Consider the following 21,848-nt stretch of genomic DNA (forward strand, 5'->3'; position numbering starts at 1 on the left):
ACACCTGATGGCGGCAATGGTCTAAGGTGTGCTGGTGAAATTTAAGAGCCGTCGATGGGCGGCAAGCAGGGTGATGTCATGGCCGGTAGTGTGAACAAGGTAATTCTGGTTGGAAATCTCGGGGCGGACCCGGAAATCCGCCGCACGCAGGATGGCCGGCCGATCGCCAACCTCAATATTGCCACCTCGGAAACCTGGCGCGACCGCAATTCCGGCGAGCGCAAGGAAAAGACGGAGTGGCACCGCGTTGTCATTTTCAATGAAGGTCTCTGCAAGGTCGCCGAGCAATATTTGAAGAAAGGCGCCAAGGTTTATATCGAAGGCGCGCTTCAGACCCGCAAGTGGCAGGATCAGAACGGCCAGGATAAGTATTCGACCGAAATCGTGCTGCAGGGCTTCAACTCGACGCTGACCATGCTGGACGGTCGCGGCGAGGGCGGTGGCTCTGTTGAGGGCGGCGGTCGTGGTGGACGCGGCGGCGGCGACTTTGGTGGCGGCGATTACGGCGGTGGTGACGACTATGGTCAGTCTTCACCGCCATCTGGTGGCCGCGGCGCAGCAAGCGGTAGCCGTGGCGGCGCGCCAAGCGGCGGCGGTGGCAATTTCTCGCGCGATCTGGACGACGATATTCCGTTTTGAGCTTGGTGGTACGAGCAGCCGGATTTTCGAAGGCCTGCCTTATCGGCAGGCCTTTTTCATGGAAGCTTCAACGCTGCCCGCGCACCATCCACGACAAACTGGGCGGCAAGTGCGGCGAGGATCACACCGAGCAATCGCGTGAGGATGGCTCTGCCAGTCGCGCCGAGCATACGGTCGAGCCTGTCCGAAATGGCAAGGGCTGCGAAGACGAGCCCAAGATTGACGGCGATGACACCGATCAACTGCGCCCGGTCGAGCGTGGTCTGCAACGAGCTTGCCAGCAGGATCGTGGCCGAGATCGCGCCCGGGCCGGCAATCAGGGGTAGGGCCAGCGGGAAGACCGCGATGTTGCGGATATGATCCTGCGTGATCGCGATCTCCGTCGTCTTTTCCTTTCTGTCCTGCCGCCGCTCGAACACCATCTCGAAGGCGATCCAGAACAGCAGCAGACCGCCGGCGATGCGGAAGGCTCCGATGGAAATGCCGAGAACGCCGAGCACGCTCGCGCCGAACAGGGCGAAGGCCGCCAGGATGAAGAGGGCTATCAATGAACCCCGCAGCGCCACCTGCTTGCGTTCGGCGCGGTTCATGCCGGCGGTGAGGCCGATGAACAGCGGCGCCAGGCCTGGCGGATCGACGGTGACGAGCAGTGTGGTGAAGGCATTGATCAGCGTATCTGCGCTCGCCATATGATCCCCGGCAACGGTTCTTTGTCGTTGTTATGACCCATTGTTATGCGAGGAATAGGCTTTCGCAAAGCGCAATGCGGCGCTATAGGCATGTTGCGCCACGGAAATGTTCGATTTCACGGCTTAAAGGGCAAAAGCCTGTTCAAAAACATCGGGCTAAATTGGCGCTCGCCAGGCCTTTCGGCTATAAATTTCGCAGTGATTCTAAAAGAGATCGTGATCTGTTTTGACTGAGCAAACACCACCCGGCGGCGGGAAGCTCCCGCCAGGCATCGAGCCGATTTCCATCATGGAGGAAATGCAGCGATCGTATCTCGATTACGCCATGAGCGTGATCGTCAGCCGCGCGCTTCCCGATGTCCGTGATGGTCTCAAGCCCGTCCATCGGCGTATCCTCTATGCTGCGCATGAAAGCGGCTATCACTGGAACCGCAAATACGTGAAGTCGGCTCGTCCGGTCGCCGACGTCATGGGTAAATACCATCCGCATGGCGACGCCTCGATCTACGACGCCTTGGTCCGCATGGCGCAGCACTGGTCGCTGCGCGTACCGCTCATCGATGGGCAGGGGAATTTTGGTTCGATCGATGGCGATCCGCCGGCAGCGATGCGTTACACGGAATCGCGCCTGACGAAGGTCGCCCATGAGCTTCTTGAGGATATCGACAAGGAAACGGTCGATTTCCAGGAAAACTACGATGCGACGACGGAAGAACCGAAGGTTCTGCCGGCCCGCTTCCCCAACCTGCTCGTCAACGGCTCCGGCGGCATTGCCGTCGGCATGGCGACGAATATTCCGCCGCACAATCTCTCGGAAGTGGTCAACGGCTGTATTGCCCTGATCGACAATCCGGCGATCGAACTGCCTGAGATCATGGAGATCATTCCCGGCCCGGATTTCCCGACCGGCGCCAAGATCCTCGGCCGTGCGGGTATCCGTTCCGCTTATGAGACGGGCCGTGGCTCCGTCGTCATGCGCGGTGTCGCCGTCATCGAGCCGATGCGTGGCGATCGCGAACACATCATCATCACCGAAATTCCCTATCAGGTGAACAAGGCGTCGATGATCGAGAAGATGGCCGAGCTGGTGCGCGACAAGCGTATCGAAGGCATCTCCGATCTGCGCGACGAATCCGACCGTCAGGGCTATCGCGTCGTCGTCGAGCTGAAGCGCGATGCCAATGCCGAGGTCATCCTCAACCAGCTTTATCGCTATACGCCGCTGCAGACCTCCTTCGGCTGCAACATGGTGGCGCTGAACGGCGGAAAACCCGAACAGCTGAACCTGCTGGATATGCTGCGCGCCTTCGTGGCCTTCCGCGAAGAAGTGATCAGCCGTCGCACCAAGTACCTGCTGCGCAAGGCGCGCGATCGTGCGCACGTCTTGGTCGGCCTCGCGATCGCCGTCGCCAATATCGACGAAGTCATTCGCGTTATTCGCGGCGCTCCGGATCCGCAGTCGGCGCGTGAAGAACTGATGACGCGCCGCTGGCCGGCGGCGGATGTCGAATCCCTTATCCAGCTAATTGATGACCCGCGCCATCGCATAAACGAGGACGGCACCTACAACCTTTCGGAAGAACAGGCGCGTGCCATTCTCGAACTGCGCCTGGCACGTCTGACCGCTCTCGGCCGCGACGAAATCGACGAAGAGCTCAACCAGATCGGCGTCGAGATCAAGGATTACCTCGATATTCTCTCTTCTCGCGTCCGCATCCAAACCATTGTAAAAGAAGAGCTTATCGCCGTTCGCGACGAGTTCGGCACGCCGCGCCGCACCGAGATCGTCGATGGCGGTCTCGAGATGGACGACGAGGACCTGATTGCTCGTGAGGACATGGTCGTCACCGTGTCGCATCTCGGCTACATCAAGCGCGTGCCGCTGACGACCTATCGCGCGCAGCGTCGCGGCGGCAAGGGCCGCTCGGGAATGACCACGCGCGACGAGGATTTCGTTACCCGGCTATTCGTTCTCAATACGCATACGCCGGTGCTGTTCTTCTCCTCGCGCGGCATCGTCTACAAGGAAAAGGTCTGGCGCCTGCCGATCGGCACGCCGACCTCGCGCGGCAAGGCGCTGATCAACATGCTGCCGCTGGAGCATGGTGAGCGCATCACCACGATCATGCCCCTGCCGGAAGACGAGACCACATGGGATAATCTCGACGTGATGTTCACGACGACGCGCGGAACCGTGCGCCGCAACAAGCTGTCCGATTTCGTCCAGGTCAACCGCAACGGCAAGATCGCCATGAAGCTGGAGGAGGCGGGTGATGAAATCCTCTCCGTCGAGACCTGCACCGAGCATGACGATGTGCTGATGACGACTGCGCTCGGCCAGTGCATCCGCTTCTCGGTTTCGGATGTGCGCGTCTTTGCCGGCCGCAATTCCGTCGGTGTTCGCGGCATCAGCCTGGCGTCGGGCGACAGCATCATCTCGATGACGATCGTCCGCCATGTCGATGCGGAACCCTGGGAGCGGGCGGCCTATCTGAAGCGCTCGGTCATCGATCGCCGGTCGACGACCGGCGACGACGAAGAAATCGCGCTGGTTGGCGAGGAGGTCACTGAAGAGGGACAGCTGAGCGACGAGCGCTACGAAGAGCTGAAGGCGCTGGAGCAATTCGTTCTGACGGTTTCGGAAAAGGGCTTCGGCAAGCGATCCTCGTCTTACGATTTCCGTATCTCCGGCCGTGGCGGCAAGGGTATCCGCGCCACCGACACGTCGAAGACCGGCGAGATCGGCAAGCTCGTTGCCGCCTTCCCGGTCGAGGACAGCGATCAGATCATGCTTGTCTCGGACGGCGGTCAGTTGATCCGTGTGCCCGTTGGCGGCATCCGCATCGCCAGCCGCGCTACCAAGGGCGTGACCATCTTCTCGACCGCCAAGGACGAGAATGTCGTCTCCGTGGAACGCATCAGCGAGCCCGAAGGCGAAGACGATGCAGTGATCGAGGATGACGGCACGGCCACTGGCGAGCCAGGAGAAGCGGCCGGCGACATCGAGGGCGCAAGCGAGGAATAAGTTCGCTGCGTCCGGCGACGCAAGCGGGGTTCAACTCCGTCCGTGGTCAAAAGTAGAGTGTCTACAAACGCATAAGCCTGCCTTGAAAAGCAGACTTATGCGTTTGTTTTTGGGCGATACGCACGAGCGGTGGATGAGCTGGTCTCTATTCCGGCCGCCTGCTGCTCAAGGAAAAGGCGGCCGCACGTCCAGGCTGCCCCGGTCCAGTTGCGCCAGAACTTCGCCATAGCCGAAGCGGGAGTGCCATCCAAGCACGGCACCCGCCGAAGTCGAGGCGTAGATGCGATCGATCGTTCGCGGCAAGGGCCACTTTCGGCGTTCGAACTCGGCGGCGAGTGCGGGCACGCGCAGCCTGATGACAGACGCCGCATCGATCGCGAGATCCTCGCAGTCTCCGCGCTCGAAAAGCGTTCCGACAGAAACGATATGGCGTTGAAAATGATCGCCGCCATTCCTCAATGCCGCCGCATGGGCGTCGGCCACGTCCCGGATGTCGACTCCGCGATGCAATCGATAGACGGCCATCACATTTCCCGGTTCGGGGAAACTCCGAGACATGCGCAGAATGCGCACCTGCAAATCCGGGCCCGCCATGTTCTCCAGGATTTTCTCGGCTTCCAGTTTCGTGCGATGGTAGATGCTTCTAGGCTGCGGTTCGGTGGTCTCGTCGATCCATATGCAGCGGCCTGGCACGACCGCGTGACCATAGAGTGCCGTGGTGCTGGTGAATACCAGTCGCTTGACGCCGGCGGCTAAAGCCACCTCTCCCAAAAGGCGTGTCCCCTCGACGTTGACGCGCCGAAATTCGTCGTCGGAGACGTTTCCGACATGAGGGGCGTGGAGCGCCGCGCTATGGATAATTGCATCCGCACCCGCCAAGGCATCCCGCAGAAGCGATGCATCGGCGAAATCCCCGACAAGATGCGTTGTCGAGAATGGAGAGCGATCGATCCCCAGGATCTCGCTATCCCCTGCCAAGGCATTGAAAATCGCGCGGCCAAGCCGCCCGGAGCTGCCTGTTAGGACAATGCGCATCTCGATCCCTTAGCGACATGGGCAACATTCCGATTGAGGAAATCGGCATGTCCAAGGTCGCAAAATCAGGGTCCTGCCGCAACGGTAATCTGGCAACAAGATCAGCGAATTGATCGTGATATTTCATGGCATAAAAAAACCGGACGCTAAGGGAGCGTCCGGTTCAAGTCCATCCGAGCACCTGGTGGGGTAAGTGTGCTCGGTACGCGGAGATCAGAGCGTCTTGTGACGCTTATGCAGCCTCTTGCTCTCTTCGCTTTCGCGATGGAGCGCCGAAATGGTGGATGCGACGGAGACGATAAACATGATGCTGATGAAAAGCGTAAGCACCGTCAAAATCGTGAACATGATCGCTCCCTCCTTTGGTGGGACTAGCGTTCAGATCCCTTAGTATTGGCTCGAGGCAACGAAGGGGCGAGCCGAAGCAAAGGGACCATAAATCTTCGACTGGTCTGGTTTTTGATCGTAAAGCGCGATGGTAGCTGCAAGCATTCCCGAAATCATGGCCATCCAAACGACGTTAATAAGGGTGATCTTGTCGGGCATACTAATCTTCCTTCTTGCCGCAATGTGCAAATCTGTGTTTCGGACTTTAAACGCGGCGGTTCGTAAATGGTTCCGCCGTTGTTGAGAGGGTATTTAGCAATGCGTGCCTGAAGCGACCTTGAATGCCTTGTTCATCTGGCGTTCAGGTTCGCGATGCGTCCTGCGCATAGCAATGGCGATTTCTTGGGCAGAACTGATGCCCTCGGCACTTTCCGAGGCTGAATCCCATTCGATCGCGTAGTTATCGGCGAAAAGATGAACGAGGTATTCGACGACAAATGAACCGATGATGGCGCCTGCGATAATGAAGACAAGCATGGCGGGATGTTCCTAGAGCCGGGGAGGCGAGCCGTTGAACCAGGCTCGTTCGATGTTGGTGCCAATAAAGCATTGGCGAGCTGAAACAGGCTTGAACGCCGTATTCATCTGCGGTTCAGAGGCGGCCCTGGGGTTGCAAATGACTTGCGATACGGCCCCATCCGTGACAAAAGGCGTCGAAACAACGAGCCGGCTTGGTATGACGACAGCCTTTTATCCCGGATCCTTCGACCCGATGACCAACGGACATTTGGATGTCCTCGTGCAGGCGCTGAATGTCGCCTCGAAGGTTATTGTCGGGATCGGTATTCATCCCGGCAAGAAGCCGCTCTTCTCCTTCGAGGAGCGGGCTGAGCTGATCCGCAGATCGCTCGCGGAGGCCGTTCCGCCAAAGGCGGGTGATATTTCCGTTGTCGCCTTCGACAATCTGGTGGTCGATGCCGCCCGCGCGCAGGGTGCGACCCTGCTGGTGCGCGGCCTGCGCGATGGCACCGATCTCGACTACGAAATGCAGATGGCCGGCATGAACAGGCAGATGGCGCCGGATATCCAGACGCTGTTTCTGCCAGCCGGCACAGCGTCGCGGCCCATAACTGCCACATTGGTGCGGCAAATCGCATCCATGGGCGGCGATGTCAGCGCCTTCGTGCCGTCAGCGGTTCTGGAAGCCCTGACTGGCAAACTCAAAGATGCGGCCAGCGCCAAAAGCTGAGCTGAAATCCATTTCCGAACGGAGCACCCATGAAACTTTTCCATATCGCATTGGCAGGCTTCCTGAGCCTTGCCGCCTTCGCCGGCAGCGCATTCTCGGCAGCAGCCGCGGATCTTCTCACGATCCAGCTCAAGGATGGTCCCGTTGTCATCCAACTGATGCCTGAGGTTGCTCCCAAGCACGTCGCGCAGATCGAAGCGCTGGCGAAGAAGGGCGAATACGACAATGTCGTCTTCCACCGCGTCATCGACGGCTTCATGGCTCAAACCGGCGACGTCAAGTTCGGCAATACGACAAAGGGTTACAACGCGCAGAAGGCCGGCACCGGCGGCTCCGATTTGCCGAACCTTCCGGCCGAATTCTCCAAGGTTCCTTTCACGCGCGGCACGGTCGGCATGGCGCGCGCCCAGGACCCGAATTCCGCCAATTCGCAGTTCTTCATCATGTTCGCCGATGGCGATTCGCTGAACGGCCAGTACACGGTCGTCGGCAAGGTCATCTCCGGCATGGAGCTCGTCGACAAGATCAAGCGCGGCGAGGGGCAGAACGGCGAAGTGAGCAACCCGGACAAGATGGTCAAGGTCACCGTCACCAAGAAGTAAGTGTAGAACATATAGAACGAGGAAACGAACATGGCTGAGATCAAGGATCCCGAAAACACCCTCATCCTGGAAACCACCAAGGGCGAAGTTGTCATTCAGCTTCTGCCGCAGGTCGCTCCCGAGCATGTCGCTCGCATCAAGGAACTTGCTCGCGAAAAGGCTTATGACGGCGTCGTCTTCCATCGCGTCATCGATGGCTTCATGGCCCAGACCGGCGACGTGGAACATGGCAAAGTCGGCGGCAATACCGCCCGCGCCGGGACCGGCGGCTCGTCCAAGCCGGACCTGAAGGCTGAATTTTCCGCCACCTCGCATACGCGCGGCACCTGCTCGATGGCGCGCTCGCAGAACCCGAACTCCGCCAACTCGCAGTTCTTCATCTGCTTCACCGATGCACCCTGGCTGAACAAGCAGTATTCGGTCTGGGGTCAGGTGATCAGCGGCATGGACAATGTCGACAAGATCAAGCGTGGCGAGCCGGTGAAGGATCCGGACTCGATCGTCTCCGCTCGGGTTGCCGCCGACGTCTGATCGTGATTATTCCTGAAACCCGCCTCTTGCGCTTCGGGCGTGGGGGGCGGGTTTCGCTTTGCCTGGATGAGCTGAATGCGTGTTGACCTTTTCGATTTCGACCTGCCGGATGAGCGTATCGCGCTCAGGCCCGCCGACCCGCGCGATAGTGCGCGCCTGCTCGTCGTCGATCCGAATGACCGCGGCAACACGCTGAGCGACCATCTGGTCCGGGATCTGCCATCCTTCCTGCGCCCAGGCGACGCCGTGGTCTTCAACGATACCAGGGTGATACCGGCGCAATTGGAGGGCATTCGCCATCGCGAGGGCGCGCCCGGCCAGCAGGTCTCGGCGACCTTGCACATGCGCAGCGCGCCCGATCGCTGGAAGGCTTTCGCCAGGCCCGGCAAGCGCATCAAGATCGGCGATCGTATCCAGTTCGGCCATGGCGAGACCGTCTGTTCGCTCGGCACGCTTGACGCCACGGTCGAGGACAAGGGCGAGGGCGGTGAGATCACCCTGCTGTTCGATCTGTCCGGCCCGGCGCTGGACGAGGCAATCGCCACGGTCGGCCATATTCCCCTGCCGCCTTACATCGCAGCCAAGCGCGCGGAAGACGAGCGTGATCGCGCCGATTACCAGACGATCTATGCCCGGGAAGAGGGCGCTGTCGCAGCGCCCACAGCCGGCCTCCATTTCACCCCGGCGCTGTTTGCAGCGCTCGACGCCATGGGTGTCGAACGGCATTTCGTGACACTGCATGTTGGTGCCGGCACGTTTCTGCCGGTCAAGGCCGACGATACCGACGACCACAAGATGCATTTCGAGATCGGCTATGTCGACGCCGGGACAGCGGGCAAGCTCAATGCCGTGAAGGCGAGGGGCGGACGCATCATCTGCGTCGGGACGACGTCGCTGCGATTGATCGAAAGTGCTGCCGATGACGACGGCACCATCCAGCCCTGGCAGGGTGCCACCGGTATCTTCATCACGCCCGGCTACCGCTTCAAGGCCGTCGACATGCTGATGACCAATTTTCACCTGCCGCGCTCGACGCTGTTCATGCTCGTATCGGCCTTCGCCGGCCTCGATACGATGCGCGCGGCCTATACCCATGCTATCGAGACGGGCTATCGCTTCTATTCCTATGGCGATGGCAGCCTGCTCTACCGGAAAGACTAGGACGAGATGAGCGAGAGCTTTCAATTCCAATTGAAAAAGAACGATGGCGGTGCCCGCCTCGGCGAAGTGTCCATGCCGCGCGGCACGATCCGCACGCCGGCCTTCATGCCTGTTGGTACGGTCGGCACGGTCAAGGCGATGTATCTCGACCAGGTGCGAGAAACCGGCGCCGACATCATCCTCGGCAATACCTACCACTTGATGCTGCGCCCGACCGCCGAACGTGTCGCGCGTCTCGGTGGCCTGCACGAACTGATCCGCTGGAAACATCCGATCCTGACCGATTCCGGCGGCTTCCAGGTGATGTCGCTGTCGGGCTTGCGCAAGCTCGACGAGAAGGGCGTCACCTTCAAGTCGCATGTCGACGGCAGCCTGCATCATATGTCGCCCGAGCGCTCGATCGAGATTCAGGGACTGCTCGGTTCCGATATCCAGATGCAGCTCGACGAATGCGTGGCCTTGCCCTCGACGCCGAAGGAGATCGAGCGCGCCATGGAGATGTCCTTGCGCTGGGCGGATCGCTGCAAGGCGGCCTTCGGCGACCAGCCGGGCAAGGCGATGTTCGGCATCGTGCAGGGCGGCGATATCCCCGATCTGCGTGTCCGTTCCGCGCAAGCTTTGAGCGGATTGGACCTGAAGGGCTACGCCGTCGGCGGCCTTGCCGTCGGCGAGCCGCAGGAGGTCATGCTGCGCATGCTCGAGATCACGCTGCCTGAGCTGCCGACCGAAAAGCCGCGCTATTTGATGGGCGTCGGCACGCCGGACGACATCCTGAAATCGGTTGCGCGCGGTATCGACATGTTCGATTGCGTCATGCCGACCCGCTCCGGCCGGCATGGTCTCGCCTTCACCCGCCGCGGCAAGGTCAATATCCGCAATGCACGCCACGCCGAGGACATGCGCCCGCTCGACGAGCAGTCCAACTGCCCGGCCTCGCGTGACTACTCCCGCGCCTATCTGCACCACCTCGTCCGCGCCAACGAGGCGCTCGGTGGCATGCTGCTCTCCTGGCACAATCTCGCCTATTATCAGGAGCTGATGCAGGGCATTCGCCAGGCAATCGCCGAAGACCGCTTTGCCGATTTCATGGCGGAGACTCAGGAAAATTGGGCGAGGGGCGATCTCGAGCCGGTGTAAGCCGTGAATATCGGAGGCGTTGGCGTACGCTTGCTCCCGTCACGATTTCGCGCTATTCGATGCTTGTCGAAAAAGGCAGGGTCGGTCTCGGTAAGCCCGACCCCTTCCACCCGGAAGCTCTGCTCCACGCCATCGGCGTGAGAACCCACGACGCGGAACTTGGCCATTGTGGCCGAGTGTCCCGCGTTGGCGTGGGCCGTTTCGACCGACATGTCTCCGCGGGAAAGCCTCTTGGAGCTGTCATGCGACTGAATCATCTAGATCTGCACGTTCCCGATGTCGCCGCGACCCGGGATGTTCTTGTCTCCGCGTTCGGCCTGACCGAGGTCGAAACACGTGGCGCAAACGGTCTCGCGATCCTATGCGACGATGCCGGGCTTGAGCTGGTCATCAGCCGACCAATCGAGAAATTCGGCGGCGCCGACACCGTATCGGTCGGCCGCAACACCTATCATATCGGCTTCATGCTCCCGTCTCGCGAGGCTGTCGATGCACAATACGAGCGGGCGAAAGCGGCTGGCTGCGAGATGAGACAGCCGCCTGCCGCGATGCGTGGCGGTTGGTCGTTCTATTGCTTCGCGCCCGGACAAATTCTCATCGAGGTCGGCTGGCGCAGCGAGTGAACCTGCATGGTAAATCATTTATTATCAATTGATTGCTATCATTAATTGATATCGTTTCGAGCCGATCGGGGGCATGACGCCAGGGATGCACCCGGAGCTCCAGCAGAGCTCGTGACGGCTTTGCGATAGGAAAGTATTGGGAAAAAATAGCGAATCGGAATAAACGGTCCTTCCGCCAATGATAAGCATCACTGGCTAATTTGATTGCGTAACGCTTGGAATTTTGAAGAAATCCGGCTACAACGCATTCTCTTTGTCGATAAGGGCTGTTCTACTGAAACTAGGAGGCACTTGCCGTTGAGGGCGCAACGCAAATTGGGGGCATGTCTTTCGGGACTATTGCTTGTCGGTCTGGTAGCCACGAGCTGCACGACGACGCAGAAGGCAGCACCGAGCTCCCGCAGTTCGACGAAACCCATTCGTCCAGCGAAAGTTACATATAATTACACCGCAAAGGACAGAGACTGTCTCGAGCGCGCAATGTATTTCGAGTCGGAACATTCCGACCATGATGGATATATGGCAGTCGGGACAGTCGTGATGAACAGGCTGACGTCCGGCGCCTATCCGAATACGATCTGCGGTATCGTAGCTCAGGAAAGACAGTTCGCGCCCGGAGTGATGGTCAAGGAAGTCAAAGCCCAGGCACAGCCGGACCTTGATCTTGCAGCGACTGCTATTCTGCGGGGAGAGCGACATCCTGGCGTGAAGGACGCGATGTTCTTCCATACCCAGGGTCTGAGATTTCCCTATGATAACATGCACTATGTTGCCATAGCTGGTGGAAACGCCTTCTACGAGAAGCGCGGTCGCGACGGCGAACTGCAGACCCCCGCACCGCTTCCGGCCTATGAAGTTGCGATGAACTACGTGTCCGGGCAGAGCATGTCGGCGACGCAATCTCCGTTCGTTCTGCCGGAGACGCAACCGATGCAGCCAGCACCTTCCGTCGCCACCTTTACGCCGGTATCAAACCCGACTGTCAATTTGCCGACAGCGACTACGCTGGTTCCGGCTGAAGTTCCCATTCCGACACCGGCTCCGACTTCCATGTCGATTTCGGCGCCTGTCACAGATGCAAATGCAGTCGCCACTCCGGTGCCGACCTCCACCATAGCCGTTCCGCAGCCGCGCCCGAATTTCGACAGCGGCAGCTTTTCCGGCAACTCTCTGAGAATTCGAGGCTAGAGCGTTTTCGCTTTTCTTCGAATCGCGAAAACGCTCTATCTTTTTGTTTATTTACGCATTCCAGACGGAAAACCGCTTCGCACTTTTCCTGGAAATGCTCTAGCCAATGCCTTTTAGCGGCGCGTACTGTCTTTCGTGATGGACGCGCCGCCCTCTACGGCACCATTTCCCTTCAAATACCTTCGCTCGTCGCATTCGGCAGGATTTGCACGCCATTGATCTTGTAGGCACCATCAGGCTGTCGGGTTATCTGGTAGATCGCCGTCCAGTCTTTGCCGTCGGTGCCTGTGATCAGCACTTCCTGATAGACGACGGCGCCGTTATCGATCGCGCGGCTTTTCCCGAATGCGTAGTTGCCGGGGTGATAGACCGGCTGGTAGGCCTTCTTCACCATGGCAAAGAAAGTATCCTTGTCGGGAAACAGCGCCTTGATGCCAGGCGCTGCGAAGGAATAGGCGGCGGTTGCATCGTTATGCAGGAAAGCGCCTATCTGTTCCTGGATCAGGCTCTGGGCGGTCTGCACCAGGTCTTCCGCGCGCGCTGTCGACGCCAGGATGAGGCAGAGCATGGCGGCTACGGGAAATACACGCATGGGCGATCTCCGGCTATGTCACAGCCAGAATAGCGCGCTTCCCGCCTTCGCGAAAGCGGCTATTGCCAGCGGCGGAACAGCGCGCTGGCATTGACGCCACCGAAGCCAAAGCCATTGGAAATGGCATAGTCCATGGCCATCGGTCGGGCGGTCGTGCCGACCAAATCGATGCCTTCGGCCGACGGATCCGGTTCCTGCAGGTTGCGCGTCGGCGGGGCGATCTGGTCGCGCAGCGCCATGATGGTGAAGATCGCTTCCATGCCGCCGGCGGCTCCTAGCAGATGGCCGGTCGCCGCCTTGGTGCCGCTGACCGCAATTGCGCCATTGCGGCCGAAGACCGTCTTGATAGCCTCCATCTCGCCATGGTCGCCCACCGGCGTCGACGTCGCATGCGCATTGAGATGCTTGACCTCGGCCGGCGAAATCCGTGCCTGCGAAAGAGCCGCGAGCATCGCCCGGCGCGCGCCGTCACCATCTTCCGGTCCGGCCGTCATGTGATAGGCGTCGGCGGCAGTGCCGTAACCGACGAGTTCGGCAAGCGGCGTGGCGCCGCGGGCAAGCGCGTGTTCCAGTGTCTCGATGACGAGCATGCCGGCGCCTTCACCCATGACGAAACCGTCACGCGCGCTGTCGAACGGGCGGGAGGCTTCCTCCGGCCGGTTGCTGAAGCCGGTGGAAAGGGCTCTTGCTGCAGCGAAGCCGCCGAGGCTGACCTTATCGATGCAGGCTTCGGCGCCTCCGCAAATGGCAACATCGGCCTCGCCGGAGCGGATCAGCCGAGCCGCATCGCCGATTGCCTGGACGCTGGCCGCGCAGGCCGTGACCGGCGCGCCGAGCGGCCCCTTATATCCATAACGGATGCTGACCTGGCCGGCGGCGAGATTGACGAGGAAGGACGGGATGGTGAAGGGCGACAGCCGCCGGACGCCACGCGTTTCGGCCGTGCGCACCGCATCGGCGATGGCCGGAAAACCGCCGACCCCCGACGCTATGATCGTGGCGGTACGCTCCAGATCGAGAAGCTCCGTCGGCTGCCAGCCGGCCTGAAGGATCGCTTCCTCAGCGGCCGCCATGGCAAAGAGGATGAAGCGATCCATCTTCTTCTGGTCCTTGATCGGCACGTAGCGGTCGACATCGAATCCTGCTTCCGGGTCCTCATCGATGCTCGGAACGATGCCGCCGACCTTGGCGGCGAGATCGCCGACCATCTCCTCGGGCAGCAGCCTCAGACCGGAGCGACCCGCAATCAGCCGCTTCCAGCTCGCATTGACGCCGACGCCAAGAGGGGAAACCAGGCCCATGCCGGTTACGACGATACGATCCATGTCTTGCTCCTATTTAATCAGGCGTCGAAGCCTAAAAACCATGCTTTCATCTGGGCGATGCGCTCATGAACGGCGTCATCGGCGGCCGGCCCGGGCACCAATATCGTGTCTTCGGGATGAAATGCGCGGCCGGTTACCCTGTCGATGAGAAGGGGATCCCGATCCTCGCCCGTGTCGGCATCGGCGAGCCGCATGGCGACTTCCTCGGCCGGCAGATACTGATTGCCCCAGGTGAAAAGCGCCATCAGAACCGGAAAGAAGTCGCGCCCCCTAGTGGTCAGTACATATTCGTAGCGCGGCGGCCGCTCATTGTAGAGACGCCGCTCGAACAGGCCTTCATCGGTCAAGTGCTTGAGCCGCCGCGTGAGGATGTTCGGCGCGACGCCGAGATTTCTCTGGAATTCGTCGAACCGGCTCAGCCCCTGAAACGCGTCCCGCAGGATGAGGATGCTCCACCAGTCACCAACGCTCTCAAGCGCACGCGCGGCCGGACATTTGAAGGTGCTGAAGCTTGTTCTCTGCATGGCAAGGCGAATAGCATGAGTAGCTATCATCATGCAAGTTACTGCGAGTGACAAGCGTCCACCGGAATTTGCGTCAGGGCATTTAAAAATAAAAGGAAGCGATCCAGAATCCGTTTTGCGGTCGTTTCAACAAGGCAGCTCTGCGGTAAAGCGTCGGCGATGAAGGTGAGATACTCGGCGTGCTACCCGCAAAAGGGACCCCTGAGTTCTCAGTACGGAGGCGCCTTGTGCGCGCGCTGTCGTTTTACTGCCTCGGTCCACCAGGAAAGGTCGTCGGCAAAACGGGGAAAAGCTCTCGCAAGGGCATCGCCTCCGCTCCCGAAAGGTTTATTGTCAGCGTCCAATGCTGTCGAGATACTGGCGACGGCAAGGGTGCTTGAGATGACGATCATTCCCATCTCGGAAAGAGTGCCATGCCAGGGGACCGCCGCATGTGCGCCGGAAAGGCGGCCACCGGAGTAACTGACAATTGCGGCCGGCCGCCAAAACCACTCCTCAAGGTAATGATCAGTCAGGTTTTTTAGACCGGGTTGCATGCCCCAGTTGTATTCGCCTGTGACGAAAACAAAAGCATCGGCGCCCCGAATTTTTGCGGCAAGCCGCTCCATTTCGGGGGGAGCAGAACCTTTGGGGTATTCCTTGTACATTCGATCGAGCATCGGCAGTCCAACATCCTTCGCGTCGATCAGTTCCGCATTGTTTCCACGCTGACGGAGGCTGGTTACGATATAATTCGCGAGACGGATGCCGAGGCGATCCGACCGGTAGGAGCCATAGAGAACCAGGATATTGTCGGTCATTGTTGATTATGTCCTCCATAGCCAACTCCGAAATGAAGCAGATGCGAGCCGTGACCACATTCATAGTGGGAAGGCGACGCGCAACATGGGATAAAAAGTGATATAGGTCTAATTCCGGAACTTTGATAGGCGCTCCAACAAAATGGCGCGCCTTTCAATTCCAATTGATATCGCGACACCGATCGATCCGTCGAGTGGCGGGAGCGCTTGGGAGTTGGAGCGTCGATCAGAACGACACTGTGATCCAAGTCCACTTTTGAAATTGTCAGGTCTCACAAGACAATCGCAGCATGGCGTTTCCGGGCTTCAAGGATCGGCAATCTGGGATAGCAAAGATGGATGAGAATGAGATTCGAGAGGCGCTCAATCGGCACTGGGCCGCCTCGGATGCAAATGAGTTCGATGTCGAGCACGATATATATCAGGAGAATGCACTGCTCGAATACCCGCAATCGGGCGAACGCATCAGGGGGCGGAACAACATTCAAGCCTCTCGCATCGCGCAACCCAACGCCAAGCGCTTCAGCGTGCGGCGTATTGTTGGTGCGGGGGACCTCTGGATTACGGAATTCATCCTTACCTATGACAACAGTCCATCCTACTCGGTAAGCATAATGGAATTCCGGGACGGCAAAGTGGCTCGCGAGACCCAGTACTTCGGCGACCCGTTTGCGCCGGGACCCTCCCGAGCGCAATGGGTCGAATGAACGAGATGAGGCGGCCTCCTAGGTCTGCGACTCAGCAGGCACCGAAGCCGTCACCTCGTCCTCCGGAATATCGTCGAAGGAGGCGTAGTTGAGGTTGTAGAGCTTCGAATAGAGCTTGCCGGTGGCCATGAGCTGGTTGTGGTTACCGCTTTCGATCAACTGCCCATTTTGCAGCACGATGATGCGGTCAGCCTCGCGGATGGTGGCAAGCCGGTGGGCGATGACGAGGCCGGTGCGGCCTTCGAGCAGCTTGACCAGCGCCTTCTGGATCAGCATTTCGGTGTAGCTGTCGATATTCGCCGTCGCTTCGTCGAGCACCAGAATCTTGGCGTCCGCGACAAGGGCGCGCGCGAAGCTGACGAGCTGGCGCTGCCCGAGCGAAAGCCCGCCGCCGCGTTCGCCGAGAATGGTGTCGTAACCTTCCGGCAGCCGCACGATGAATTCATGTGCGCCGACAGCCTTGGCGGCCTCGATGGCCTCTTCGCGTGTCGCGTCCGCCTTGTTGTAGCGAATGTTCTCCAACACCGAACCGGTGAAGAGGAAAGGTTCCTGCAGCACCATGGCGACCTGTCGGCCAAGCGAATCCTGAGTGAGGGACCGCACGTCGTGACCGCCGACCAGCACCTGGCCCTGCTGCACGTCATAGAAACGATGGATAAGCGCCATGGAACTGGACTTGCCCGAGCCTGTGGGACCGATCAGCGCCACGGTCTCTCCGGGATTGACCTTGAAGCTGACGTTCTTCAGCACCGGATGCTCGGGATTGTAGCCGAAGACAACATCACGGAACTCGACCGAGCCGTCCATGTCGCGCGAAAGTTCCTTGGCATCCGGAGCGTCCTTGATGTCGATCGGAACGTCGAGCACTTCGGTCAAGCGCTGGCCGGAAGCCATGGCGCGTTGCATGACCGAATATTGCATGGTCAGCGAACGGATCGGGTCGAAGAAGCGCTGAATATAGAACAGGAAGGCGACCATGATGCCGACATCGAGCCTATGGTTCAGAACCATCGAGCCGCCGACGATAATAACGATCGCCATCGCCATGCCGGTCAGCGTGTCGACGATCGGCACCATGATCTGGGCATAGCGCGCCGCGGTCAGATGCGCATTGAGATTGGTATGCGCCTTGTCGTCGAAAAGCGAGAAGTTGACCCCTTGCCGATGCATGCCCTGCACAGCGCGCACGCCATGGATCGCCTCCGCCAGGGCGCCATTGGTAACGGAGTTGGTTTCGTGCGCATTCATGAAGGCGACGCGCGCCTTCGGCAGCCAGAAAAGCCGCACGATGAAGAGGATCGGCATGACGGACAGCGTCAGCAGGCCGAGCCGGAAATCGAGCGACAGCATGACGATGACGATACCGAAGAGCAGGGCGATGTCGCCGACCGAAAGCACGGAAGTTTCAAGGAATTCCTGCATGGAGTTGACGTCGCCTTGCAGGCGCGACATCAACCGGCCGACCTCGGTCTTGTCCATGAAGGAGAGCGATACGTACTGGAGATGCGCGAACATCGCGCGGCGTATGTCGAACAGCACTTCTTCGGCGACCTGGCCGACATATGTCTCCTGCACGTAGCTCGCACCATAATTGACGATGATCGCCACCGCAAAGATCGCCAGCGCCAGCCACAACGCCGAATAATCGATGGCACCCGGCGCCATCGCATTGTCGATCGCGTGGCGTATGACAAGCGGTATGACGATCTGCGACGCCGTGAACAGCAGCACGGCAATCACGGAAATGTAGATCTGGCGGCGATAGGGGCTGACGAAGGCCCAGATGCGGCGAATGATCTTGGTGTCGAAGACCTTGCCGAAGATTTCCTCTTCGACGCGATGCGAGCCGACCACGGCGCGGGGAGGGCGACGTCCATCCTCGCGCACGTCGTTCCGCTCGGTTTCGATAGTTTCTGACATTGTCAGACCTCCCCTTTCGCTCTTGCGAGCCTGCCGCCGGATGTCTTGACGACATCGTCCTCCGGGCGAACCTGCAGATCGTAAAGCGCCTTGTACCGCCCTCCCGCGGCCAACAGTTGCTCATGGGTTCCGCGCTCGATGATCTCGCCGCTCTCGATGAACAGGATCTGGTCGGCGTGCATCAGTGAACTCAGCCTGTGCGCCACCACCAGCGTTACCCGATCGCGGGCAAAGCGTTTCATGGCGCTGCGGATGCGCTGCTCCGTCGCCGCGTCGATCGCGGCCGTCGAGTCGTCGAACACCATGACAGCCGGTTTCAGCATCAGCGTGCGTGCGATCGTCAGGCGCTGGCGCTGGCCACCGGAGAGCGACACGCCGCGCTCGCCGACGACAGTGGTGTAGCCGGCAGGCAGGCCGAGAATATAATTGTGTAGTTGGGCCGACTCGGCGGCACGCTCAATCCGGCCTTCTTTTGCCCAGGGGTCGCCATAGGCGATATTGTTCTCGATGCTCGTCGTGAACAGGAAGGAATCCTGCTGCACGACGGCAACGTTCTGTCGCAAGGATTGCAGCGTCGCCTTGCGGATATCCTGGCCGTCGATCGTGATCCGGCCGGAGGTGATGTCGTAGAAACGCGGGATGAGATGGGCGATGGTGGATTTGCCGCTGCCGGGCGGGCCGACGATGCCGATCGTTTCGCCGCGCCTTGCCTCGAAACTGATATTCTTCAGCACCGGGCGCTTTTCCGGACCCGGATAGCTGAAACCGACATTCTCGAAGCGCAGCACACCTTCCGTTACCGCAAGCGGCTTTGCGTCGGGTGCGTCCTTGATGGCGATATCGAGATCGAGCAGCGCAAAGAGGCGCGAGCCGCAAGTCGAGGCGCGGGCGAAGGCATTGACCATCAGCCCGAGCTGGCGCACCGGCATCTGCAGGATGGTCATGAAGGTCAGGAAGGAGGCGAGGGTGCCGACGCTGATCTGGCCCGCGATCACCTTGAGACCGCCCATCCAGAGCACGAGACCCATGGCGATGAAAAAGGAGAGGTTCATGGCGCTGGTGTTGATGACGCGGATGCCGACACGCCGATGGGCGAGGGTCAGCGCACTATGCGACGCCCGGTCGAATTTCAGGATCTCATGCGCCTGCGCAGCAAAGGCGCGCACAACGCGGATGCCGCCGAGATTTTCTTCCATCACGCGGGTGAGTACCGAGAGGCGTTCCTGCAGGTCGAGCCATGTCGAGCGCAGTCTCAGCTGCGTGACAGAGGAGCGCCAGGCCACGAAGGGCACGAAGCTCAAGGCAAGCAGGCCGAGCACGACATCCGTCGACAGCAGCATGTAGGCGCCGACGCCGATCAGCATGCTCAGCAGCAGCATGCGCACCAGCGCGGTGGAGAAATACATGCGCACGCCTTCCAGATCGAGCAGTCCGACGGTGATGAGATCGCCGGAATGCATCTTGTCGTGGAAGCTGAAGGAGAGCTGCTGGATCTTTTCGTAGCAGGCGAGCCTGAGCTCGTAGCCCATGTGATGACCGACCGCCTCGCTGTAGTAGTTCTGCACCATCGTGAACAGGCCGCGCAGAATGCTGACCGTGAGCAGGAGCAGGGCGGTCGTCAGGAGTGCATTCTCGGCAATCTGGCCCGCAGCGCCACCGGCGACCGCCGTCTGCGTCTGGTCGACCGCGTGGCCAAGCAGTCGAGGTATCATCAACTGTAACGTTGCAGCTACAAAAGTTGCCCCAATGGCGAAGCTTGTCTGCCATGGATGGCGCAGTGTCATATGGGTGATCCGCACGATCGTCGAGAGACCTTGCCCCCAACCGGCCGCATTGACATGCGCACGCGAAGCCAAGGACTTCGCGGCGCTTCTTGATGAATCGCTGCTCACGCTTTTATCCAGGTATTTTCGAACGAGGCGGTCCCAGAGTCGGGTTCGTATCTCAGGGGAACTATTGATAGGATGAATTTTGCCGATTCCGTGGCGACGTTCAAGAGTCAATTGGTCACAAGTACCGCGCGAACGTTAGATTGCGTGTTCGAAAATTTTTTCGAGGCGTTGTAGGAGCGGTAATCGGCGACACGTCCTTTGGGCACGACCCCAAAAGCACGGAGGACATCATGCGCAAGGTCATAGCAGCGACATTCATCAGCCTTGACGGCGTCATGCAGGCGCCCGGCGGTCCACAGGAGGATCCGTCTGGCGGTTTCGAGCATGGCGGCTGGACATTTCATTATTTCGACGAAGCGACCGGCAAGGCGCTTTTCGAGGTTTTTGAAAAGCCGTTCGACCTACTGCTCGGACGCAAGACCTACGATATCTTCGCCGCCCATTGGCCGCATGTCGGCGACGATGATCCCATCGCCAAGCAATTCAACAGGATCACCAAATATGTCGCGACGCGCGGAAGCGGCAAACTGGATTGGAACAACAGCCGATCGCTCGGCAGCGACGTCGTTGCGGCGATCAAGCAATTGAAGGCGGACGAGGGGCCGGATCTGCTGATCCAGGGCAGCAGCAACCTCATCCAGACTCTGCTTCGCAACGGGCTGATCGACGAATTCAGCCTGCTGACCTTTCCGCTTGTGCTTGGCGGCGCCAAGAAACTGTTCGGCGACGGCGCGGTTCCCACAGCAATGAAGCTCCTGCGCAGCCAAATCTCTCCGACCGGTGTCATCATCGCGACTTATAAGCCGGACGGCCCGGTCAAGACGGGCTCGTTCGCCTTGCCGGATCCGTCCGACGACGAGATCGAGCGGCGCAACCGCCTGGAATAACCGTGGAGGCGGGGAGCTCGAAGGGGTGTTTTTCGATCGAGATTAGGCTTCGTGTTCCCGGCTGCTTCGAAGTTCGCGAAGGGATTTGATGATTTCACGAAGACCCTTTGTGAGATGCTTATCCCGGCGCAACACTATGCCGAGTTGCCGAACGAGCCTCGGTCTGAGCGGCGAGGTCACCAGCAGGTCGGACTTGTCGCGCCTCAGTGCCATATCCGGGAGGATGGACCACCCGAGGCCGGCGGCGATCAGCTCCTTGATGGCCTCGACGCTTCCAAACTCCATGGCCGGCTCCGGGCGAACCCCAGCCGTCGCGAACCATTCGTTCGTGACGCGACGGGTGTTTCCGCCTTCGTAAAGCAGTAGCGTCTTGTCTTTCATGAAGTCCGCATCCGGTCCGCCTTCCGGTATGACGCTTCGCTTCGGCCCCACGGCCAAAAGCTCGTCATCATGGAACGGTTCGACCTCAAGCGAACGGCCGGCGGCGGGCAGGGCCACCACCGCGAGGTCCAGCGCATTGGCTTCGAGATCGCGCAGAATCTCGTCAATATTGCCGATACGGACGATGATTTCGAGATCAGGCATGCGCTGCTTCGCTATGGCGATGGCGCGGGGTAGCAGATGGATCGATGCCGTACCGCCGCTGCCGATCCGCACGCGGCCGACCGATCCCTCGCGAAAAGGCGTCATCGCCTCTTCTGCCATGGTGCAGGCTTCGATGATACGGCGCGCTTGGGGAAGCAGCTCAAGTCCGGCCGGCGACGGCTGCGCCCGCCGTCCGACGCGCTCGATCAGCCTTACCCCGAGGCGCTGCTCCAGAAGCTTCACCTGAAGGCTGACGGCGGGCTGCGTCAGCCCGACCTTGTCGGCAGCCGCCGTGAAGCTGCCGAGATCGACGACGCTGACAAAGGCGGCAAGCTGATCCAGATTGAACATCAGAAGGATTCCTTATGGGTTGCATTAAGACCATAAGCTTCCTTCGCAGCAAGCGCCAG

At 59.9% G+C, this 21,848-nt stretch carries 23 protein-coding genes; 11 read left to right on the top strand and 12 right to left on the bottom strand.

Annotated features, from left to right (window positions below; all coding sequences use genetic code 11):
• Nucleotides 1-78: 78 nt before the first annotated feature.
• Nucleotides 79-639, top strand: coding sequence for a single-stranded DNA-binding protein (locus AB8B29_RS07045; protein ID WP_037202811.1), 561 nt, complete (start codon nt 79-81; stop codon nt 637-639).
• Between the two features lie 56 nt (nt 640-695).
• Here AB8B29_RS07045 and AB8B29_RS07050 read toward each other — a convergent pair whose 3' ends face one another.
• Nucleotides 696-1,328 carry a MarC family protein gene (locus AB8B29_RS07050; RefSeq protein WP_037202076.1) on the bottom strand — a complete coding sequence of 211 codons (633 nt, stop codon included), beginning with the start codon at nt 1,326-1,328 and terminating at the stop codon, nt 696-698.
• Nucleotides 1,329-1,554: 226 nt separating this feature from the next.
• Here AB8B29_RS07050 and gyrA point away from each other — a divergent pair, with 226 nt between their 5' ends.
• A complete protein-coding gene (gene gyrA / locus AB8B29_RS07055) occupies nt 1,555-4,353 on the top strand; it encodes a DNA gyrase subunit A (RefSeq protein WP_037202078.1) in 2,799 nt (932 codons plus the stop codon).
• Between the two features lie 165 nt (nt 4,354-4,518).
• Here the strand turns inward: gyrA and AB8B29_RS07060 are convergent, their stop codons facing one another.
• From AB8B29_RS07060 to AB8B29_RS07075, 4 genes are all read right to left on the bottom strand, one after another.
• On the bottom strand, nt 4,519-5,388 hold the full coding sequence (locus AB8B29_RS07060; RefSeq protein ID WP_047638106.1) for an NAD-dependent epimerase/dehydratase family protein: 870 nt from the start codon (nt 5,386-5,388) through the stop codon (nt 4,519-4,521).
• 213 nt (nt 5,389-5,601) lie between these two features.
• On the bottom strand, nt 5,602-5,736 hold the full coding sequence (locus AB8B29_RS07065) for a hypothetical protein (protein ID WP_280518123.1): 135 nt from the start codon (nt 5,734-5,736) through the stop codon (nt 5,602-5,604).
• 39 nt (nt 5,737-5,775) lie between these two features.
• Nucleotides 5,776-5,934, bottom strand: a complete 159-nt coding sequence (locus AB8B29_RS07070; RefSeq protein WP_167669546.1) for a hypothetical protein — start codon at nt 5,932-5,934, stop codon at nt 5,776-5,778.
• 93 nt (nt 5,935-6,027) lie between these two features.
• Nucleotides 6,028-6,252, bottom strand: a complete 225-nt coding sequence (locus AB8B29_RS07075; RefSeq protein ID WP_037202083.1) for a hypothetical protein — start codon at nt 6,250-6,252, stop codon at nt 6,028-6,030.
• Between the two features lie 199 nt (nt 6,253-6,451).
• Here AB8B29_RS07075 and coaD point away from each other — a divergent pair, with 199 nt between their 5' ends.
• The 7 genes from coaD (at nt 6,452) to AB8B29_RS07110 (ending at nt 12,206) form a co-directional block, all read left to right on the top strand.
• On the top strand, nt 6,452-6,964 hold the full coding sequence (gene coaD, locus AB8B29_RS07080) for a pantetheine-phosphate adenylyltransferase (protein WP_037202812.1): 513 nt from the start codon (nt 6,452-6,454) through the stop codon (nt 6,962-6,964).
• Between the two features lie 29 nt (nt 6,965-6,993).
• Complete coding sequence (locus AB8B29_RS07085; RefSeq protein WP_037202085.1) at nt 6,994-7,566, top strand: peptidylprolyl isomerase; 573 nt, start codon at nt 6,994-6,996, stop codon at nt 7,564-7,566.
• A gap of 30 nt (nt 7,567-7,596) precedes the next feature.
• Nucleotides 7,597-8,097 carry a peptidylprolyl isomerase gene (locus AB8B29_RS07090; RefSeq protein ID WP_037202088.1) on the top strand — a complete coding sequence of 167 codons (501 nt, stop codon included), beginning with the start codon at nt 7,597-7,599 and terminating at the stop codon, nt 8,095-8,097.
• A 75-nt stretch (nt 8,098-8,172) separates the two neighbouring features.
• Nucleotides 8,173-9,258, top strand: coding sequence for a tRNA preQ1(34) S-adenosylmethionine ribosyltransferase-isomerase QueA (gene queA, locus AB8B29_RS07095; protein WP_047561767.1), 1,086 nt, complete (start codon nt 8,173-8,175; stop codon nt 9,256-9,258).
• A 6-nt stretch (nt 9,259-9,264) separates the two neighbouring features.
• Nucleotides 9,265-10,395, top strand: a complete 1,131-nt coding sequence (gene tgt, locus AB8B29_RS07100) for a tRNA guanosine(34) transglycosylase Tgt (protein WP_113118257.1) — start codon at nt 9,265-9,267, stop codon at nt 10,393-10,395.
• Nucleotides 10,396-10,637: 242 nt separating this feature from the next.
• Nucleotides 10,638-11,018 (top strand): VOC family protein, encoded by a 381-nt coding sequence (locus tag AB8B29_RS07105; RefSeq protein WP_113118256.1) that lies wholly within the window; start codon nt 10,638-10,640, stop codon nt 11,016-11,018.
• A gap of 297 nt (nt 11,019-11,315) precedes the next feature.
• Nucleotides 11,316-12,206: a cell wall hydrolase gene (locus AB8B29_RS07110; RefSeq protein ID WP_113118255.1), complete on the top strand. Its 891-nt coding sequence runs from the start codon at nt 11,316-11,318 to the stop codon at nt 12,204-12,206.
• Nucleotides 12,207-12,378: 172 nt separating this feature from the next.
• Here AB8B29_RS07110 and AB8B29_RS07115 read toward each other — a convergent pair whose 3' ends face one another.
• The 4 genes from AB8B29_RS07115 to AB8B29_RS07130 form a co-directional block, all read right to left on the bottom strand.
• Complete coding sequence (locus tag AB8B29_RS07115) at nt 12,379-12,798, bottom strand: DUF4864 domain-containing protein (RefSeq protein WP_113118254.1); 420 nt, start codon at nt 12,796-12,798, stop codon at nt 12,379-12,381.
• 59 nt (nt 12,799-12,857) lie between these two features.
• Nucleotides 12,858-14,123: a beta-ketoacyl-ACP synthase II gene (gene fabF, locus AB8B29_RS07120; protein WP_113118253.1), complete on the bottom strand. Its 1,266-nt coding sequence runs from the start codon at nt 14,121-14,123 to the stop codon at nt 12,858-12,860.
• Nucleotides 14,124-14,140: 17 nt separating this feature from the next.
• On the bottom strand, nt 14,141-14,647 hold the full coding sequence (locus AB8B29_RS07125) for a winged helix-turn-helix transcriptional regulator (protein ID WP_113118252.1): 507 nt from the start codon (nt 14,645-14,647) through the stop codon (nt 14,141-14,143).
• 209 nt (nt 14,648-14,856) lie between these two features.
• The gene (locus tag AB8B29_RS07130; protein ID WP_092573732.1) at nt 14,857-15,447 is read right to left on the bottom strand and encodes an NADPH-dependent FMN reductase; all 591 of its coding nucleotides are present in this window, start codon (nt 15,445-15,447) and stop codon (nt 14,857-14,859) included.
• A 335-nt stretch (nt 15,448-15,782) separates the two neighbouring features.
• Between AB8B29_RS07130 and AB8B29_RS07135 the strand changes: the two genes are divergently transcribed.
• Nucleotides 15,783-16,154 (top strand): nuclear transport factor 2 family protein, encoded by a 372-nt coding sequence (locus AB8B29_RS07135; protein ID WP_037202105.1) that lies wholly within the window; start codon nt 15,783-15,785, stop codon nt 16,152-16,154.
• Nucleotides 16,155-16,172: 18 nt separating this feature from the next.
• Here AB8B29_RS07135 and AB8B29_RS07140 read toward each other — a convergent pair whose 3' ends face one another.
• A complete protein-coding gene (locus AB8B29_RS07140; protein WP_113118251.1) occupies nt 16,173-18,074 on the bottom strand; it encodes an ABC transporter ATP-binding protein in 1,902 nt (633 codons plus the stop codon).
• Between the two features lie 2 nt (nt 18,075-18,076).
• Nucleotides 18,077-19,966 (bottom strand): ABC transporter ATP-binding protein, encoded by a 1,890-nt coding sequence (locus AB8B29_RS07145; RefSeq protein ID WP_113118250.1) that lies wholly within the window; start codon nt 19,964-19,966, stop codon nt 18,077-18,079.
• Between the two features lie 230 nt (nt 19,967-20,196).
• Here AB8B29_RS07145 and AB8B29_RS07150 point away from each other — a divergent pair, with 230 nt between their 5' ends.
• Nucleotides 20,197-20,853: a dihydrofolate reductase family protein gene (locus AB8B29_RS07150; protein WP_047638111.1), complete on the top strand. Its 657-nt coding sequence runs from the start codon at nt 20,197-20,199 to the stop codon at nt 20,851-20,853.
• 42 nt (nt 20,854-20,895) lie between these two features.
• On the opposite strand, the gene AB8B29_RS07155 is transcribed toward AB8B29_RS07150, so the two are convergent.
• On the bottom strand, nt 20,896-21,789 hold the full coding sequence (locus AB8B29_RS07155; RefSeq protein ID WP_047638113.1) for a LysR family transcriptional regulator: 894 nt from the start codon (nt 21,787-21,789) through the stop codon (nt 20,896-20,898).
• Nucleotides 21,790-21,848: the final 59 nt, after the last annotated feature.

It is taken from the genome of Rhizobium sp. 11_C7_N12_5, from assembly GCF_051811145.1.
Taxonomy (GTDB): Bacteria; Pseudomonadota; Alphaproteobacteria; order Rhizobiales; family Rhizobiaceae; genus Rhizobium; species Rhizobium lusitanum.

Bases quoted from the DNA above. Each gene is read 5' to 3' on its own strand.
- AB8B29_RS07070 (WP_167669546.1), bottom strand. From the start codon at position 5,934: ATGCCCGACAAGATCACCCTTATTAACGTCGTTTGGATGGCCATGATT.
- AB8B29_RS07045 (WP_037202811.1), top strand. From the start codon at position 79: ATGGCCGGTAGTGTGAACAAGGTAATTCTGGTTGGAAATCTCGGGGCG.
- AB8B29_RS07105 (WP_113118256.1), top strand. From the start codon at position 10,638: ATGCGACTGAATCATCTAGATCTGCACGTTCCCGATGTCGCCGCGACC.
- AB8B29_RS07060 (WP_047638106.1), bottom strand. From the start codon at position 5,388: ATGCGCATTGTCCTAACAGGCAGCTCCGGGCGGCTTGGCCGCGCGATT.
- AB8B29_RS07125 (WP_113118252.1), bottom strand. From the start codon at position 14,647: ATGCAGAGAACAAGCTTCAGCACCTTCAAATGTCCGGCCGCGCGTGCG.
- AB8B29_RS07050 (WP_037202076.1), bottom strand. From the start codon at position 1,328: ATGGCGAGCGCAGATACGCTGATCAATGCCTTCACCACACTGCTCGTC.
- AB8B29_RS07150 (WP_047638111.1), top strand. From the start codon at position 20,197: ATGCGCAAGGTCATAGCAGCGACATTCATCAGCCTTGACGGCGTCATG.
- fabF (WP_113118253.1), bottom strand. From the start codon at position 14,123: ATGGATCGTATCGTCGTAACCGGCATGGGCCTGGTTTCCCCTCTTGGC.
- AB8B29_RS07065 (WP_280518123.1), bottom strand. From the start codon at position 5,736: ATGTTCACGATTTTGACGGTGCTTACGCTTTTCATCAGCATCATGTTT.
- AB8B29_RS07155 (WP_047638113.1), bottom strand. From the start codon at position 21,789: ATGTTCAATCTGGATCAGCTTGCCGCCTTTGTCAGCGTCGTCGATCTC.
- queA (WP_047561767.1), top strand. From the start codon at position 8,173: ATGCGTGTTGACCTTTTCGATTTCGACCTGCCGGATGAGCGTATCGCG.
- AB8B29_RS07135 (WP_037202105.1), top strand. From the start codon at position 15,783: ATGGATGAGAATGAGATTCGAGAGGCGCTCAATCGGCACTGGGCCGCC.
- AB8B29_RS07140 (WP_113118251.1), bottom strand. From the start codon at position 18,074: ATGTCAGAAACTATCGAAACCGAGCGGAACGACGTGCGCGAGGATGGA.
- AB8B29_RS07085 (WP_037202085.1), top strand. From the start codon at position 6,994: ATGAAACTTTTCCATATCGCATTGGCAGGCTTCCTGAGCCTTGCCGCC.
- AB8B29_RS07130 (WP_092573732.1), bottom strand. From the start codon at position 15,447: ATGACCGACAATATCCTGGTTCTCTATGGCTCCTACCGGTCGGATCGC.
- AB8B29_RS07090 (WP_037202088.1), top strand. From the start codon at position 7,597: ATGGCTGAGATCAAGGATCCCGAAAACACCCTCATCCTGGAAACCACC.
- AB8B29_RS07115 (WP_113118254.1), bottom strand. From the start codon at position 12,798: ATGCGTGTATTTCCCGTAGCCGCCATGCTCTGCCTCATCCTGGCGTCG.
- tgt (WP_113118257.1), top strand. From the start codon at position 9,265: ATGAGCGAGAGCTTTCAATTCCAATTGAAAAAGAACGATGGCGGTGCC.
- AB8B29_RS07075 (WP_037202083.1), bottom strand. From the start codon at position 6,252: ATGCTTGTCTTCATTATCGCAGGCGCCATCATCGGTTCATTTGTCGTC.
- coaD (WP_037202812.1), top strand. From the start codon at position 6,452: ATGACGACAGCCTTTTATCCCGGATCCTTCGACCCGATGACCAACGGA.